The 14,587-nt window shown below is 70.1% G+C and carries 17 protein-coding genes; 12 read left to right on the top strand and 5 right to left on the bottom strand.

Going from position 1 to position 14,587, the window contains the following annotated elements:
• The first annotated feature begins 9 nt into the window (after nucleotides 1–9).
• Nucleotides 10–699, top strand: coding sequence for a HemK2/MTQ2 family protein methyltransferase (locus tag IG04_RS0105220; RefSeq protein WP_051768971.1), 690 nt, complete (start codon nucleotides 10–12; stop codon nucleotides 697–699).
• Nucleotides 641–868 carry a CDGSH iron-sulfur domain-containing protein gene (locus tag IG04_RS44975; protein WP_084400989.1) on the top strand — a complete coding sequence of 76 codons (228 nt, stop codon included), beginning with the start codon at nucleotides 641–643 and terminating at the stop codon, nucleotides 866–868. The genes IG04_RS0105220 and IG04_RS44975 overlap by 59 nt, the downstream gene beginning before the upstream one ends.
• On the opposite strand, the gene IG04_RS0105215 is transcribed toward IG04_RS44975, so the two are convergent.
• Both IG04_RS0105215 and IG04_RS0105210 read right to left on the bottom strand, forming a co-directional pair.
• Nucleotides 790–1,752: an iron-containing redox enzyme family protein gene (locus IG04_RS0105215; protein ID WP_245815990.1), complete on the bottom strand. Its 963-nt coding sequence runs from the start codon at nucleotides 1,750–1,752 to the stop codon at nucleotides 790–792. The genes IG04_RS44975 and IG04_RS0105215 overlap by 79 nt on opposite strands.
• 34 nt (nucleotides 1,753–1,786) lie before the next feature.
• Entirely contained in the window at nucleotides 1,787–2,746 is a 960-nt protein-coding gene (locus IG04_RS0105210; RefSeq protein WP_051768925.1) for a carboxylate-amine ligase, read from the bottom strand.
• 114 nt (nucleotides 2,747–2,860) lie between these two features.
• Between IG04_RS0105210 and IG04_RS0105205 the strand changes: the two genes are divergently transcribed.
• A complete protein-coding gene (locus IG04_RS0105205; RefSeq protein WP_051768923.1) occupies nucleotides 2,861–3,253 on the top strand; it encodes a hypothetical protein in 393 nt (130 codons plus the stop codon).
• A gap of 251 nt (nucleotides 3,254–3,504) precedes the next feature.
• Nucleotides 3,505–4,086, top strand: a complete 582-nt coding sequence (locus tag IG04_RS0105200; protein ID WP_030475367.1) for a LysM peptidoglycan-binding domain-containing protein — start codon at nucleotides 3,505–3,507, stop codon at nucleotides 4,084–4,086.
• Between the two features lie 84 nt (nucleotides 4,087–4,170).
• Here IG04_RS0105200 and IG04_RS0105195 read toward each other — a convergent pair whose 3' ends face one another.
• Nucleotides 4,171–4,383, bottom strand: a complete 213-nt coding sequence (locus IG04_RS0105195; protein ID WP_030475366.1) for a DUF2795 domain-containing protein — start codon at nucleotides 4,381–4,383, stop codon at nucleotides 4,171–4,173.
• Between the two features lie 84 nt (nucleotides 4,384–4,467).
• Nucleotides 4,468–5,424 carry a threonine ammonia-lyase gene (locus IG04_RS0105190; RefSeq protein ID WP_245815991.1) on the bottom strand — a complete coding sequence of 319 codons (957 nt, stop codon included), beginning with the start codon at nucleotides 5,422–5,424 and terminating at the stop codon, nucleotides 4,468–4,470.
• A gap of 160 nt (nucleotides 5,425–5,584) precedes the next feature.
• Here IG04_RS0105190 and modA point away from each other — a divergent pair, with 160 nt between their 5' ends.
• The 6 genes from modA to IG04_RS0105160 all read left to right on the top strand — a co-directional run bounded on the left by modA (nucleotide 5,585) and on the right by IG04_RS0105160 (nucleotide 11,480).
• On the top strand, nucleotides 5,585–6,355 hold the full coding sequence (modA, locus tag IG04_RS0105185; RefSeq protein WP_030475364.1) for a molybdate ABC transporter substrate-binding protein: 771 nt from the start codon (nucleotides 5,585–5,587) through the stop codon (nucleotides 6,353–6,355).
• Complete coding sequence (modB, locus tag IG04_RS0105180) at nucleotides 6,352–7,149, top strand: molybdate ABC transporter permease subunit (RefSeq protein ID WP_030475363.1); 798 nt, start codon at nucleotides 6,352–6,354, stop codon at nucleotides 7,147–7,149. Before modA ends, modB begins: the two co-directional genes overlap by 4 nt.
• Complete coding sequence (locus tag IG04_RS0105175; RefSeq protein WP_030475362.1) at nucleotides 7,146–8,192, top strand: ABC transporter ATP-binding protein; 1,047 nt, start codon at nucleotides 7,146–7,148, stop codon at nucleotides 8,190–8,192. The genes modB and IG04_RS0105175 overlap by 4 nt, the downstream gene beginning before the upstream one ends.
• A 108-nt stretch (nucleotides 8,193–8,300) precedes the next feature.
• On the top strand, nucleotides 8,301–9,074 hold the full coding sequence (locus IG04_RS42265) for an HD domain-containing protein (RefSeq protein ID WP_030475361.1): 774 nt from the start codon (nucleotides 8,301–8,303) through the stop codon (nucleotides 9,072–9,074).
• Between the two features lie 26 nt (nucleotides 9,075–9,100).
• Nucleotides 9,101–10,399, top strand: coding sequence for a phenylacetate--CoA ligase PaaK (gene paaK / locus IG04_RS0105165; protein ID WP_030475360.1), 1,299 nt, complete (start codon nucleotides 9,101–9,103; stop codon nucleotides 10,397–10,399).
• A gap of 58 nt (nucleotides 10,400–10,457) precedes the next feature.
• Nucleotides 10,458–11,480, top strand: a complete 1,023-nt coding sequence (locus tag IG04_RS0105160; protein ID WP_030475359.1) for an LLM class flavin-dependent oxidoreductase — start codon at nucleotides 10,458–10,460, stop codon at nucleotides 11,478–11,480.
• 42 nt (nucleotides 11,481–11,522) lie between these two features.
• Here IG04_RS0105160 and IG04_RS0105155 read toward each other — a convergent pair whose 3' ends face one another.
• On the bottom strand, nucleotides 11,523–12,278 hold the full coding sequence (locus tag IG04_RS0105155) for an NYN domain-containing protein (protein ID WP_030475358.1): 756 nt from the start codon (nucleotides 12,276–12,278) through the stop codon (nucleotides 11,523–11,525).
• Nucleotides 12,279–12,508: 230 nt separating this feature from the next.
• Here IG04_RS0105155 and IG04_RS0105150 point away from each other — a divergent pair, with 230 nt between their 5' ends.
• Together IG04_RS0105150 and IG04_RS0105145 are read left to right on the top strand one after the other, a co-directional pair.
• Complete coding sequence (locus IG04_RS0105150; RefSeq protein ID WP_030475357.1) at nucleotides 12,509–12,901, top strand: hypothetical protein; 393 nt, start codon at nucleotides 12,509–12,511, stop codon at nucleotides 12,899–12,901.
• A 101-nt stretch (nucleotides 12,902–13,002) separates the two neighbouring features.
• Nucleotides 13,003–14,364 carry a flavin monoamine oxidase family protein gene (locus IG04_RS0105145; RefSeq protein WP_030475356.1) on the top strand — a complete coding sequence of 454 codons (1,362 nt, stop codon included), beginning with the start codon at nucleotides 13,003–13,005 and terminating at the stop codon, nucleotides 14,362–14,364.
• Nucleotides 14,365–14,587: the final 223 nt, after the last annotated feature.

Raw genomic sequence — 14,587 nt, 5'->3', positions numbered from 1 at the left:
TCCACGTTCGTGATGTTGCTCAGAGCGCGGGGCGTGTACGCGCCCCAAGACGACACCGCGCTTCTGCTTGAAGCGCTCCACGCGGCAGCGATCCCCAGGGGCGCCCGCGTTCTGGACATCGGGACCGGCACGGGCGCGCTCGCGCTGGCCGCCATGCGCGCCGGTGCCGCCGATGTGACCGCTGTGGATGTTTCCCGGCGTGCCGTGTGGACGGCACGGATCAACGCGTTGATGAACCGCGCGCCGATCCGTGTCCGCCAGGGCAACGTGCTCGACGTCGTGAGAGACGAGAGCTTCGACCTCGTGCTGGCCAATCCGCCGTACGTGCCCGCGAACTGCGTCGCGCGAGGAAGGGCGAGGGCGTGGGACGCCGGGCTGGACGGCCGCGAGCTCCTGAATCCCTTGTGCGCCTTATCGTTCGACCTGCTCGCGCCCGGCGGCGTGCTGCTGATGGTCCACTCCGCACTGTGCGGAGTGGACCTGACGTTGCAGCAGTTGCGTGAGTGCGGGTTGAAAGCCTCTGTCGTGCAACGGCGCCGGGTGCCGTTCGGGCCGGTGATGCGGTCCAGGACGGCGTTCCTGGAACGGCACGGCCTGATCGAGCCAGGACAGGTGGACGAGGAACTGGTGGTGATCCGCGGTGACCGAAGCCCGCTCGCGCAGGGTGACGATCGTGCCGAACGGCCCCGTGCTGGTTGAGGGGCCGGTCGAACTCGTCACCGACGACGGCGTGACCCACACGAGCGATCGGTTCGTCGTCGCGGTGTGCGCGTGCCGCCGCAGCAAGCGCTATCCGTTCTGCGACACCAGCCACCGTCGCCGGGTCCGCAGTGACGACTCGCCCGAGTCCCAGGACGACAGCAGGTGAGCGGCGAGCCGTGACTCGAGGTGTTCCGTCGCCTGGATGCCGAACACCACGTCGGCCCTGAGTGACGGTTCCTGCTCCAGCAACGAGCCGATGACGTCGTTGCGCATGATCTGCTCGTGCACGGCGTCGGCCTCGATGTGCTCGGTGAAGAACTCGACACATCGCGGGTCGGCGCCCAGGCGCTCCAACGCCTGGGCCATGCGCCGGGCACTCGGCGCCGTCGTGATCTCGGCTGCCGCGAAGTGGCCGACCAGGGCGCCGCGCGACGACCGGTGCAGGCCGAACAGCGACATCATGTTGACGATCGCGATGGCGGGCGCCGGCACGTCGTCGAGGTAGTGCAGGTAGCCGGGGGACATCCCCGCGCCTTCGAGCAGGTCGGCGTAGAGCCGGGAATGCATGCGATCGGCGCGTCCACCGCCGAACTCGTCGAACTCCACCGCCACCAGCGCGGCCTTCGCCCTGCCCCGTAACCGGGGGATGACCCACGCATGCGGGTCTGCTTCCTTGTGGTGGTACACCGAACGATGCGCGAAGTACTCGCACATCTGGTCCCAGGTCCCGTTGTCGCGCAGGTGGTGTGACACCCCGCTGCCGGGAACGTGCTCGACCAGCAGGTCTCCCAGGGCCGCGTCGAGGTCCTCGCCGCCGTCCACGTCGGACCGGAGTCGGGTGAGGAACACGTCCTCGATCCGAGCCCGCAGCCGCAGGAGTTCCGGATCCCACTCCCAGGCCGGGTGCACGCCGTCGAAACCGCCGTAATGCAGCTCGTACAACATGTGCAGAGCGATGGTCAGGTCTTCGCCGTACGGGTCGGCGTCGGCGAACTCGATGACGCGTCCGTCGGGTTCACCGTTCAGCGTGGCGACGACCCGCTCTGACAAGGGGCCGCGCGGCGAGGGTAGTTGCACTCCGATGTCATACCCGCGCGGCGACCAACTCACGCACGAGCGCCAGTTCGCGGCGCTCCTCCAACGCGGGCGTCACGTGCTCGACCAGGTCGTCCAGCAGCACGGTCGCGGGCACGCGGCACTCCCGCCACGGGTCGACCGCGTCACCGCCGATGCCGTACCTGGACGCGGTCCACACGGCGGCGGCGAGCACGTCGTCGCGCACCGCGGAAGGTTCCACGCCTTTCTGGACGTCCTCGTGGGCGGCGTGGACGAGAGCACGGGACAGTGCGGCCTGCAGCACTGCGCCGTCGACCTCCGCAGCGGCGTCCGCCGCGCGGAACTCCACGGTCGGCAGCCGGGATGCCAGCCGCACCAGCCAGAACGACTGCGCCGCGTCCACGAGCGTTCCGCAGGTCACCATCCGGGCGACGTGGGCGTCGTAGTCCCGCGCGTCGCGGAACAGCGGAGGCACGCCCGAGCCGGGGAACCTCGACTGCAGCACCATCCGCCAGCTCGCGTAGCCGTGGCCGGAGGAGTTGGCGGACAGGGCCAGCAGCGTCGGCAGCCACGGCCGTACGTGGTTCAGCACGGCCACCGCGGTCTCGCGGTCCGGCACACCGACGTGCACGTGGCAGCCGCACGCCTCGTAGTCCTCGACGACGCCCGCGTACATGTCGAGGACGCGGTGGAACCGTGAGCCGTCCGCGATGACCGAGCGCGTCGCGGCTTTGACCGGCGTGCCGCGGGAGATCAGCTCCACGCCTTCCGCACGGGCGGCGCCGGCGAGCATCGCGCGGGCCTGCGTGAGTGCCTCACCCAGGGCGGCCACACCGGTGCACGGTCCGGTCGCGGCCTCCACCTGGGTTCCGGCCAGCTCCGCGTGAAACTTCGTCAGTTCGGTGTCCCGCACCCTCGCCAGCACGGCCTGCGCGCGCATCACCGTCCGCTGGGACGCAGCGTCGACGAGCAGAAACTCTTCTTCCACCCCAACGGTGTCAGCGCACGCATCCGGCAAGTGCCCATCTCCGCTCTTCTGGACCTCGCCGCCCGAGTACCCGTGCGGGATAGGGGCGAACCACAACGGGGTACTCGGGCCGGTATGGACGACAAGACGATCGAGGCGCTGGGCAAGCTCCGCAAGGCGCTGGAGACCACCGAACGCGCCCGTGGTCACCTGTACTCGTTCCACCAGCTCACCGGCACCGCCGACTTCGAGCTCGGTGACGCGGTCACGGCGTTGCGCGAGGCGGGGCACACCGACCACGCGAACCGCGTGCAACGCGAGCTGCTCGGCCGCAACGTCCTTCCTGGACGGTGGACCTTCCAGATCGTCGAGGACTACGACGACATGTACCACGACGTGTTCCGCGACGTCGAACGCGCCGTCCGGGACGACTTGGCGGACGGCGAGCGGCACGGTTTCGAGAAGCAGCTCAAGCGCGAGCGTCAGCGACTCAGTGCCGCCGCGTACTCCGAGCACACCGACAGGTGAGCGAACACGTCATTTCGGCCGTTTACACATCGATCCCGGGAAAACGACCTATCGGGTGATCTTGCCCGCGTCCGGCCATGCGGATCCGGCGCGACGTTCCTACGGTCCTGCCAGCGGTCGTGAGACCGCCGCACCACCAGGGTTCGCCGTACGCTCACCTGTCCAGCGGCACGCCCTGTCCATGCCATGGACGAATTCCTCGTCGGACAGGCACCCCTCGCGGGCGAGAGCGGGACGGGGTTCAAAGGGACATGCGTCATCTCCGTGGCAACTTCACCAGTCGCGCCGTGCTCATCGCCTTCTCCGCGACGGCGCTCGTCACCGCAGGCGGCACGATCGCCTCAGCCTCGGCGCCGGTCGACTGGGACCGGATCGCACAGTGCGAGAGCGGCAACAACTGGTCGACCAACACCGGCAACGGCTACTACGGCGGACTCCAGTTCAGCCAGTCGACCTGGCAGGCCAACGGCGGCTCCGGCCACGCCCACCAGGCGTCCCGCGAGGAGCAGATCCGCGTCGCCGAAAACGTTCTGCGGACTCAGGGTCTGGGAGCGTGGGGCGTGTGCGGACGACGTGCCACCGGCGGTGAGCAACCGGCGCGCAAGGGGCAGGTCCCGGCCGGTCGCAAGGCCGCGTCGCGCGTGGTGCCGCTGGCCGCGCCGTCCACGAGCAACCCCGACGGCGACTACACGATCAAGTCCGGTGACACGCTGAGCGGCATCGCCGCGGAACTGCGCGTCGACGGGGGCTGGCAGGCGCTGGTGGCCAAGAACGCCCGCTACCTGACCAACCCGGACCTCATCAGGCCGGGCGACAAGATCGCGACGAAGTGACGTCCGGCGCGGGACCTGCCGGCTGACAGGTCCCGCGCCGTCACGGCGACCGCAAGCCGTGCCGGTCGTTGTCCCCCAACGAGTTCACGGCCGGGTCGTGCCGGACGACAGCGCGTCCAGCACCTCGGACGGAGAGGTGTAGCGGCGGTGGGGGAGGTGGTGCAGCCGGCGGCGGAGGTCGGTGCCGAGGTCGTGGACTTCGGCACAGATGACGATGCGCACCTTGTCGGCCGGGTAGGACAGGTCGTCCAGCACCTGCCGCAACTCGGTCTCCCCGTCCTCCTCCGTGGTCTCCATGTCAGCCGAGTACCCAGCGTTGAAGTGCGAAAACCAGCTCCACGGCCACGCCGCGAGACCGTCGAAACCGTTGCGCGCAGCGGCCTAGGAGTTCGTCCAGCGGGCCATGTCCGCGAAGGTCACGTTCCCGCCGCACACCACGATGCCCAGCCGCGCGCCGGGACCGACCCGGTCGAGCACGGCGGGCGCCGCCGCCACCAGGCACCCGGCGGCGGGTTCCGCCCACACCTTCTGCGTCTCGGCCAGCGTGACCGACCCCCGCACGGCGTCCGCGTCGGACACCACCAGGACGTCCTCGACCAGCGCGACGGCGTGGTCGTAGGTCAGCTGCGACACGTGCGGCGCCGAGAGGGTCGAGACGATCGACGTCGGCGCGATCTCCACCGGACCACCCGCGGCGAGTGCGCGGTGCATCGCGTCCGCGCCCTCGACCTCGACGCCCCACACGCGCACGCCGGGCACGAGCGCGTGGAACGCCGTCGCGACGCCCGCGATGAATCCACCGCCGCCGATGCTCACCAGCACGTCGGTGACGGCCGGCGCGTCGGTCGCGAACTCCAGGCCCGCGGTGCCCTGCCCGGCGACCACGACCGGGTCGTCGTAGGGGTGCACGAGCGTCGCGCCCGCCTCCACCAGGTCGTTCAGCAGCGCGAACGCCGCCGCCAGGCCGTCGGTGAGCCGCACGTCCGCACCGGATGCCCGAGCGAGTTCGACCGAGCGCGCGGGCGCCGTGGAGGGCATCACGACGGTCGCGGCCACGCCGAGTTCGCGCGCGGCGACGGCCAGCGCTATCCCGTGGTTGCCGCCGCTGACCCCGACGACACCAGCCGCCCGTGCATCGGCGGACAGCGAGAGGATCTTCGCGAACGCGCCGCGCGTCTTGAACGAACCGCTGCGCTGCAACAGTTCCAGCTTCACCGTCGTCGCAACGCCCAGCAGCGCGGACAGTCCCGGCGAGGGGAGCGTGGGCGTGCGCAGCACCCGTCCGTCGAGCACCTCGGCCGCGGCCCGGACGTCGTCGATGGTCAGCAGCTCCGCCATGGCGCCAGCCTAGGGTGCGCCGAACCGCCACGGTACGCCGTAGCAGCGATCCGCAGAAGCTCCTCAGGGTGGGCATTGCATCCGTAGAAGCGGAACCTAAGATGAGGGAGTGCCGAATCTGCGGATCGGCCTTGAAGTCGACCGCCTGGAGGCCGGGACCATGTCCAGAATCGCGAACAGCGTGCTCGTGGGCGCCGCGCTGGTGCTCGCGGGGTGCGGCTCCGGCGACCGGGCGGCCACCGCGTCCGGGACCGTCACCGGTGACGTCACCGTGTTCGCGGCGGCGTCGCTGACCGAGACGTTCACCCGGCTGGGCGAGGACTTCGAGGAGGCCAACCCCGGCACGAAGGTCAGGTTCAACTTCGGCGGCAGTTCGGCGCTCGCGCAGCAGCTCGACCAGGGCGCGCCCGCCGACGTGTTCGCGAGCGCCGCTCCTGCGAACATGAAGCAGGTGACCGACACGAAGACGATCACGGACGCGCCGAGGACGTTCGCGAAGAACAAGCTCGCCATCGTGGTGCCGAAGGGCAACCCCGGCGGGATCTCGCGACTCGCGGACTTCGCCGACGCCGGCAAGAAGATCGCGCTGTGCGCGGAGCAGGTGCCGTGCGGTGCCGCGTCGAAGAAGGTCTTCGAGCTCGCCAAGGTCACGCCCGCGCCGGACACGCTGGAGCAGGACGTCAAGGCGGTGCTCACCAAGGTCTCGCTCGGCGAGGTCGACGCCGCGCTCGTCTACCGGACGGACGCGAAGGCCGCGGGCGACAAGGTCGAGGGCATCGAGTTCGCCGAGTCCGCGCAGGCGGTCAACGACTACCCGATCGCCCCGCTGGCCAAGGCACCCAATGCCGTGGCCGCCAAGGCCTTCGTGGACTTCGTGCTGTCCGGCAAGGGCCGCGCGGTGCTGAGCGCGGCGGGCTTCGACAACCCGTGAGGCGCAACCGAGTGCACGGACGGCTGCCCGTCGTCCTCGTCCTGCCCGCCGTCATCGGCCTGGCGTTCCTGCTGGTGCCGCTCGCCGGGCTGCTCATCAAGACTCCCTGGGCCTCACTGTCCACTTCGCTCAGTGCCGAAGTCGGTGAGGCGCTGCGGTTGTCGCTGATCTGCGCCTCGCTGGCGACGGTGCTGTGCCTGTTCCTCGGCATCCCGCTGGCCTGGCTGCTGGCTCGGTCCGGCCTGCCGGGACGAGGATTCCTGCGCGCGCTTGTCACCGTGCCGCTCGTGCTGCCACCGGTCGTCGGCGGCGTCGCGTTGTTGCTGGTGCTGGGCCGGCGCGGGCTGATCGGCGAGCACCTCGACGCCTGGTTCGGCATCTCGCTGCCGTTCACCACCGCCGGGGTCGTCGTCGCGGAGGCGTTCGTGGCCATGCCGTTCCTGGTGATCTCGGTGGAGGGCGCGCTGCGGGCCGCCGATCCGCGTTACGAGGAGGCGGCGGCCACGCTGGGTGCGTCCCGGTGGCTGACGTTCCGGCGGGTGACGCTGCCGTCGGTGCTGCCCGGCGTGGTGGCGGGGGCGGTGCTGTGCTGGGCGCGGGCGCTGGGGGAGTTCGGTGCGACGATCACGTTCGCGGGCAACTTCCCCGGCGAGACGACGACCATGCCGCTGGCGGTCTACCTGGCCCTGGAAACGGACCCGGACGCGGCGATCGTGCTGAGCATCGTGCTGCTGCTGGTGTCCGTCGGTGTGCTGGCCGGTCTGCGCGACCGGTGGATCAGCGGGCCGACGTGACCCTGAAAGCGGACCTGCGCGTCACGCGCGGCACCTTCACCCTCGACCTCGGCCTGACGATCGCACCGGGCGAGGTCGTCGCGCTGCTCGGCCCGAACGGCGCCGGCAAGTCCACCGCGCTCCGCGCCCTGGCGGGCCTGCTCCCGTTGACGTCAGGGCACATCACCGTCGGTGAGTCCACCTGGGACGGTGCGGACGCGTTCCTGCCCGCCGAGAAACGGCCGATCGGCGTGGTGTTCCAGGACTACCTGCTCTTCGCGCACATGTCCGCGCTGGAGAACGTCGCGTTCGGCCTCAGATCCCGTGGCACGCGGCGGAACGAGGCACGGGCCGAGGCGGCGCGCTGGCTTGGACGGGTCGGGCTGGACGGCTACGCGCAGACCAAGCCGCGTTCGTTGTCGGGCGGGCAGGCGCAACGGGTCGCTCTCGCTCGTGCCCTGGCCACCGGCCCGAGCCTGCTGCTGCTCGACGAACCGCTCGCCGCGCTGGACGCGAGCACCCGCCTGCAGGTCCGCTCGGAACTGGGCCGGCACCTCGCGGACTTCGGCGGCCACACGCTGCTGGTCACCCACGATCCGTTGGACGCCATGGTGCTGGCCGACCGGCTGGTGATCCTGGAAGGCGGCCGTGCGGTGCAAACGGGGCCGCCGGCGGAGGTCGCCCGCCAGCCGCGCACCGACTACGTCGCCAACCTCGTCGGCCTGAACTTCTACCGCGGCACCGCATCGGGCACCGAGGCCGGCCTGGAGGGAGGCGGCACGCTCACGATCCCGCGGCCCGTCGACGGACCGGTGCACGTCGTGTTCCCGCCCAACGCCGTGAGCCTGCACGCGGAACGGCCGGGGGGAAGCCCGCGCAACGTCTGGCCTGTCACGGTCGACGCGATCGAGCAGCACGCACACACCACCCGCGTCCGCCTGGACGGCGCGCCGAACGTGCTCGCGGACATCACCACCGCCACGCTCGCCGACCTGCGGCTGCGTCCGGGAGACGCGTTGTGGGCGGCGGTGAAGGCGACCGAGGTCCACGTCTATCCGGCCTGAACCGCCCGCGCCCCGCGCCGAACTGCGGCGGCAGTCCGGCCCCCATGTGATCCAAACCCCGCGGAACGACGGTGGCCGAGGCGGTGCGCCAGAGCTTACGGTGGACGGGTGACGATCACAGCGGAGGTTGTGAGCCAGGCGGACGAGAAGATCCGGCGCCTGGAGTCCCAGCTGGTTCGTGAGTACGGCGACGTGCCACCGAGCCTCGTGCACGAGTGGATCGAACGGGCGCGAGCGCGGTTCGGAGGTGCGCGGCTGCAGGACTACGTGCCGTTGTTCGTGGCCCGTGAGGTGCGGGCTTCGGCGCGGGCGTTCCCGGTCGAGGCGACGGAGGGAACGTTCCTGTCGACCTGGGCGTGCAACACCGCCCGCCGCCTGCTCGCCGCCGAGCTGCCCCGTCGCTGGGCGCACACGGCCGGGGTGGCACGCCGTGCCGAACACGTGGCGCGCGTGCTGCCCGAAGAGGAACGCGAGCTGCTCGTCGCCGCGGCCTGGGTGCACGACATCGGCTACGCCGCCGAGGTGAGCGACACCGGCCTGCACTCGCTCGACGGGGCGCGCTACCTGCGCAGGGCGGGCGTGTCGGAACGGATCTGCGGCCTGGTCGCGCACCACTCCGGCGCGTCGGCCGTGGCCGAGCTCGTCGGGCTGGCAGGTGCCCTCGGGGAGTTCGCGGACAACCGCGGCCGTCTGCGGGACGCCCTCTGGTACTGCGACATGAGCACCGGTCCCGATGGCAGTCCTACGACGGTGCAGGGCAGGCTGGCCGAGATCCGGCAGCGAAGGGGACCGGACGACCCGGTGGTCCGCGCCCTCGCGATGAACGGCGACGAACGCCTCGCGGCGGTCCGGCGCACCCACCGGCTGCTCCGCCGGGCCTGAGCCGGACGGTCGTCTACGGTGGCGGCATGCTGGACCTGAGCCCGCGGCCGGGCGACCTGGAGGCCATCGAAACTGCCTCGATCGACGAGTTGCGGGCGTTGCAACTCGAACGGCTGCAGTGGTCGGTCCGCCACGCCTACGAGAACGTGCCGCACTACCGCGCCTCCCTCGACGCCGGTGGTGTGCACCCCGGTGACGTGAAGTCGCTGGAGGACCTGGCGAAGCTGCCCTTCACGACCAAGGCCGACCTGCGGGACAACTACCCGTTCGGCATGTTCGCCGTTCCGCGCGCGGAGGTCTCCCGCGTGCACGCCTCGTCGGGAACGACCGGCAAACCGACCGTCGTCGGCTACACGAAAGCCGACCTGGACACGTGGGCGAAGGTCATGGCGCGCAGCATCCGCGCCGCGGGCGGCCGGGCCGGGCACGTCCTGCACAACGCCTACGGCTACGGCCTGTTCACCGGCGGACTCGGCGCGCACGCGGGCGCGGAACTGCTGGGCTGCACGGTGGTTCCGGTGTCCGGTGGCATGACCGAGCGCCAGGTCCAGCTGATCCGCGACTTCGAGCCGGACGTCATCATGGTGACGCCGTCGTACATGCTCTCGATCATCGACGAGATGGAGCGGCAGGGCGTCGATCCGCGCTCGACGTCGTTGAAGGTCGGCATCTTCGGCGCCGAGCCGTGGACGAACGACATGCGCCACGAGATGGAACGCCGCCTGGACATGCACGCGGTGGACATCTACGGGCTGTCCGAGGTGATCGGGCCGGGCGTGGCGAGTGAATGCGTGGAGACCAAGGACGGTCTGCACGTCTGGGAGGACCACTTCTATCCGGAGATCATCGACCCGGTCACGGGTGAGGTGCTGCCCGACGGCGAGGAGGGCGAGCTCGTCTTCACCTCGCTGACCAAGCAGGCGATGCCGATCATCCGCTACCGCACGCGTGACCTGACCCGGTTGCTGCCGGGCACGGCGCGGACCATGCGACGGATCGAGAAGATCACCGGCCGCACCGACGACATGATCATCCTGCGCGGCGTGAACCTGTTCCCGACCCAGATCGAGGAGCTGATCCTGCGCGTTCCCGCGCTGTCGCCGCACTTCCAGTGCGTGCTGAGCCGCACCGGCAACCTCGACGACCTGACCGTGCTGGTGGAGTACCGCGAGGACGCCGCGGCCGGGGACGCGGGGGAGGAGCTGCGGCGGCTGGTGAAGAACTCGATCGGCGTCACCGTCGCGGTGGACGTCGTCGCGCCGGGCGGGATCGAGCGGTCCGTCGGCAAGATGAAGCGGATCGTGGACCGCCGGCCGAAGCGCTGATCGGCACGTGACGCACGAGTCACAGGCATTTACTTGAACATTGAACTATCTTGGCAGCATGAAGAAGATCGGTTTTCTGTCGTTCGGGCACTGGACGGACAGCCCGCACTCGCAGACGAGGTCGGCGGCCGACACGTTGCTGCAGTCGATCGACCTGGCCGTGGCCGCCGAGGAGCTCGGCGCGGACGGTGCCTACTTCCGCGTGCACCACTTCGCCCGGCAGCTCGCGTCGCCGTTCCCGCTGCTCGCCGCGATCGGCGCGAAGACCGAGCGCATCGAGATCGGCACCGGCGTGATCGACATGCGCTACGAGAACCCGATGTACATGGCCGAGGACGCGGGCGCCGCCGACCTCATCGCCGGTGGCAGGCTGCAGCTCGGCATCTCGCGGGGATCGCCCGAGCAGGTCATCGACGGCTGGCGGCACTTCGGCTACGGGCCCGGTGAGGGCGAGACCGACGCCGACATGGCCCGCATGCACGCCGAACTGTTCCTGAAGATGCTGGAAGGCGGCGGCTTCGCGGAGCCCCACCCCCGCCCGATGTTCCCGAACCCGCCCGGCCTGCTCCGCCTCGAGCCGCACGCGCCGGGCCTGCGCGACCGGATCTGGTGGGGCGCGGGTTCCAACGGCACCGCCGCCTGGGCAGCCCAGCAGGGCATGAACCTGATGAGCTCCACCCTGAAGTTCGACGAGGGCGGCGCGCCGTTCCACGTGCAGCAGGCCGACCAGATCAGGGCGTTCCGCAAGGCCTGGACCGAGGCCGGCTGGAAGCACGAGCCGCGCGTCTCGGTGTCACGCAGCATCTTCGCGCTCACCACGGACCTCGACCGCATGTACTTCGGCGGCGACGGCAAGAGCACCGACCAGGTCGGTTTCATCGACGGCCCGAACAAGGCGATCTTCGGCCGTTCCTACGCGGCCGAGCCCGACGTGCTGGTCGAGCAGCTCGCGGGGGACGAGGCGATCGCCGAGGCGGACACGCTGCTGCTGACCGTGCCGAACCAGCTCGGCGTCGAGTTCAACGTGCACGTCCTGGAGAACATCCTGACGCACGTGGCACCGGCACTGGGCTGGCGCTGACGGGTCAGCAATCTCTATTGCTTCAGTGTTGACCGAAAAGAATCATCGACGACGGTCCCGCACGTAGACCGCCGACTTCTTGCCCTGAACACGGCGGTCGACCTCGAACAACGTCGTCGCGGTGATCAGGTCGCTGAGCTTGGAGTAGCCGTACGTGCGGGAGTCGAACTCGGGCCGCTGCTTGGTGATGATGCTGCCGACCGCGGCGAGCGAGGCCCAGCCGTCCTCGTCGGACGCCGCCTCGACGGCGTTGCGCAGCAGCTTGACGAGGGTGGTGTCGCCCTTGAGTTGGGCGACGGACACCGTGGACTTCCGCGTCAGCGGCGTTTCGGTAGGGGCTTCGGCCTCGGGGTAGGCGAGGTTCTCGACGTAGATGAACTTGTCGCAGGCCGCGACGAACGGCTTGGGCGTCTTGCGTTCGCCGAAGCCGTAGACGGTGAGCCCGGACTCGCGCAGGCGGGCGGCGAGGCGGGTGAAGTCGGAGTCGCTCGAGACGATGCAGAAGCCGTCGAAGCGGTCGGAGTACAGCAGGTCCATCGCGTCGATGACCATCGCCGCGTCGGTCGCGTTCTTGCCGGTCGTGTAGGCGAACTGCTGGATCGGCTGGATCGACTGGGCCAGCAGGTGGTCCTTCCAGCCCTTGAGGCTGGTGCCGGTCCAGTCGCCGTACGCGCGCTTGACGTGTGCGGTGCCGTACTTGGCGATCTCGGCCAGCAGCGCCTCGGTGATCGAGGGCTGGGCGTTGTCCGCGTCGATCAGCACCGCGAGTTTGACGGCGCTCTCATTGGCAGTGACCACGGTCGTTCGCCTTTCAGGTGACCTGGCGCGGCGTCGGCGCGCGTTCGTCGGCCATGAGCGGAGGGTACTCGATCATCACCTAAGTGCACTGTGCGTCCGCTTCGTGTTCACCGGACACCTCATGACCCGGTTGCGACACCCGTCCGACACGATCGGCCAAAGCGGCACGAACGCCCTGTTCCCGCATTACGGTGGTGGTGGCAACGGGCGTGAGAGAGGCGGAACCGGGCGTGACGTCCTGGGTTGAAGTGATCAACTATGTCCGGCTGCGGTACGAGGTGCTGGAGGAGTCGGACGCCTGGCTGCGCTTCCGTCTCGACACCGACGGCGCGCGGACCCAGCAGGTCTCGGTGCACCACCTGCCGGACCTCGGCGGAGCGGCGTGGGTGGAGATCTCCTCGCCGGTCGGCCGCGCCGCGGACGTCGACCTGCGCCGTTTCCTTGAGCTCGCGGGCGAGTCGCAGGTGGGTGGGGCGGCCGTGGTGGACGGTCTCGCGTTGCTCAAGCACATGGTGCCGCTGGAGGACCTGAGCGTGCGGGAGGAGTTCGAACGCCCGCTCGCGTTGCTGGTCGCCCGCGCGGACGCCATGGAGCACGCGCTCACGAGCGGCGACGACTTCTGATGGTGCGGCTCGGCACGCCGGCTGGGCCACGCCACTAGGGCCTGTATCGCTGCGCGGCTCCTGCCTTGACTGCCAGGTCGGTTCTGCCCATCGTGTGCGTCGTGACTGGACTGGAGCAGCATTCCGCCGACGTCGTTGTCGTCGGCGCCGGCTACGCGGGTCTCGCGGCCGCGTCGCGCCTGACGGCTGCCGGACTCGGTGTGGTCGTCCTGGAGGCCGCGGACCGCGTGGGCGGCCGGGCGGTCAGCGAGGTGCTGCCGTCCGGAGTGCGCGTCGACCACGGCGCACAGTGGATCGGCCCGTCCCAGAAGCGGTTCCACGAGCTCGCGGCGCAGTACGAGTGCGGGACGTTCCCGGCCTGGGAGACCGGCCGGCACGTCGAGGTCTGGCACGACGGCACCCGGAGCGACTACTCCGGCACGTTGCCGAAGTCCGGTCCCGGCATCGTCGAGTACGGGCGCGTCACCGCGCTGCTCGACGAGCTCGCGCTGACCGTCGACCTGGACCAGCCCTGGCTCACGCCCAGCTTCGAGGTCCTCGACGCGATGTCCGCCGAGGAGTTCTTCCACTCGCAGACCGACGACGAGGACGCGCTGCGCAGGCTGGCGCACGCGGTGCAGGGCGTGTGGTGTTGCGAGCCGAGGGAGATCTCGTTCTTCCACGTGTTGTTCTACGTCGCCTCGGCGGGTGGTTACGGGCAGCTGGTCTCCGGAAGCGCGCAGGACTCCCGTTTCGCCGACGGCGCGGATGCTCTCGCCCTGGCGATGGCCGCGTCGCTGACCGTCCGGCTGGGCGAGCCGGTGCTGACGATCCGGCACACGGCCGACGGCGTCGAGGTGATCACCGGCAAGGCGGTGGTGCGGGCGCGGCGGGCGATCGTCACCGTGCCGCCCGCGGCGTTGGGACGCATCGGCTTCGAGCCCGCCTTACCTGCCGCGCGGCGCGGCTGGACGGGCCACACGCCGATGGGGCGGGTCGCGAAGGTGCACGCGGTCTACGAGGAACCGTTCTGGCGCAAGAAGGACCGCTCCGGCATCGCCGCCCTCCACGGCCGTAACCCCGTGGGAGCGGTGTTCGACAACTCGCCGCAGGACGCGTCACGAGGTGTGCTCGTCGCGTTCGTCCACGGCGACAGCGTCGACCGCTGGGCCGCCGCGCCCGACGACGTTCGCCGTGCCGATGTCCTCGCTGCGCTGGCGGAGGTCGCGGGCGCCCGTGCGCGCATGCCCATCGACTATGCCGAGATGGCCTGGTCCGAGGACGGCTGGACCATCGGCGGCTACGCGTGCTTCGTCTACCCCGGCGGCTGGACGCAGTACGGCGAGCACGGCTGGCGTGCCCCGACCGGTGCCCTGCACTGGGCGGGGACCGAGACGGCGTCGGTCTGGAACGGTTACGTCGACGGCGCCATCACCTCGGGTGACCGTGCCGCAGACGAGGTGCTCTCCGCGTCGAGGAGCTGAGTCTCCACTGTGGAGCGTCCGCTCCGGAGGCGGCGAACTTGATCCTGAATCCATTCTGGCGGTCGTTGAAAGTGCGGTCAAATAGACTTCTGCAAACGTTGCAGATTCCCTAATTCACATATCTGATGTTCACATGCTCGAACATTTCTGCGAATCTCGCACGAATTGTTGACGGGGACTTCGTGGGCTATTCACAATTCGATTCCGCAGTGTGAGCCGCCCC

It is taken from the genome of Lentzea albidocapillata, from assembly GCF_000719115.1.
Taxonomy (GTDB): domain Bacteria; phylum Actinomycetota; class Actinomycetes; order Mycobacteriales; family Pseudonocardiaceae; genus Lentzea; species Lentzea albidocapillata.
The sequence above is the reverse complement of the archived record's forward strand: the minus strand, read 5'-3'. Positions and strand labels throughout refer to the sequence as shown.

What these genes read in the sequence shown, in the direction of transcription:
- IG04_RS0105200 (WP_030475367.1), top strand. Translation starts at nt 3,505, where the DNA reads ATGCGTCATCTCCGTGGCAACTTCACCAGTCGCGCCGTGCTCATCGCC.
- paaK (WP_030475360.1), top strand. Translation starts at nt 9,101, where the DNA reads ATGCTGGACCTGAGCCCGCGGCCGGGCGACCTGGAGGCCATCGAAACT.
- IG04_RS0105205 (WP_051768923.1), top strand. Translation starts at nt 2,861, where the DNA reads ATGGACGACAAGACGATCGAGGCGCTGGGCAAGCTCCGCAAGGCGCTG.
- IG04_RS0105195 (WP_030475366.1), bottom strand. Translation starts at nt 4,383, where the DNA reads ATGGAGACCACGGAGGAGGACGGGGAGACCGAGTTGCGGCAGGTGCTG.
- IG04_RS0105190 (WP_245815991.1), bottom strand. Translation starts at nt 5,424, where the DNA reads ATGGCGGAGCTGCTGACCATCGACGACGTCCGGGCCGCGGCCGAGGTG.
- modA (WP_030475364.1), top strand. Translation starts at nt 5,585, where the DNA reads ATGTCCAGAATCGCGAACAGCGTGCTCGTGGGCGCCGCGCTGGTGCTC.
- IG04_RS0105160 (WP_030475359.1), top strand. Translation starts at nt 10,458, where the DNA reads ATGAAGAAGATCGGTTTTCTGTCGTTCGGGCACTGGACGGACAGCCCG.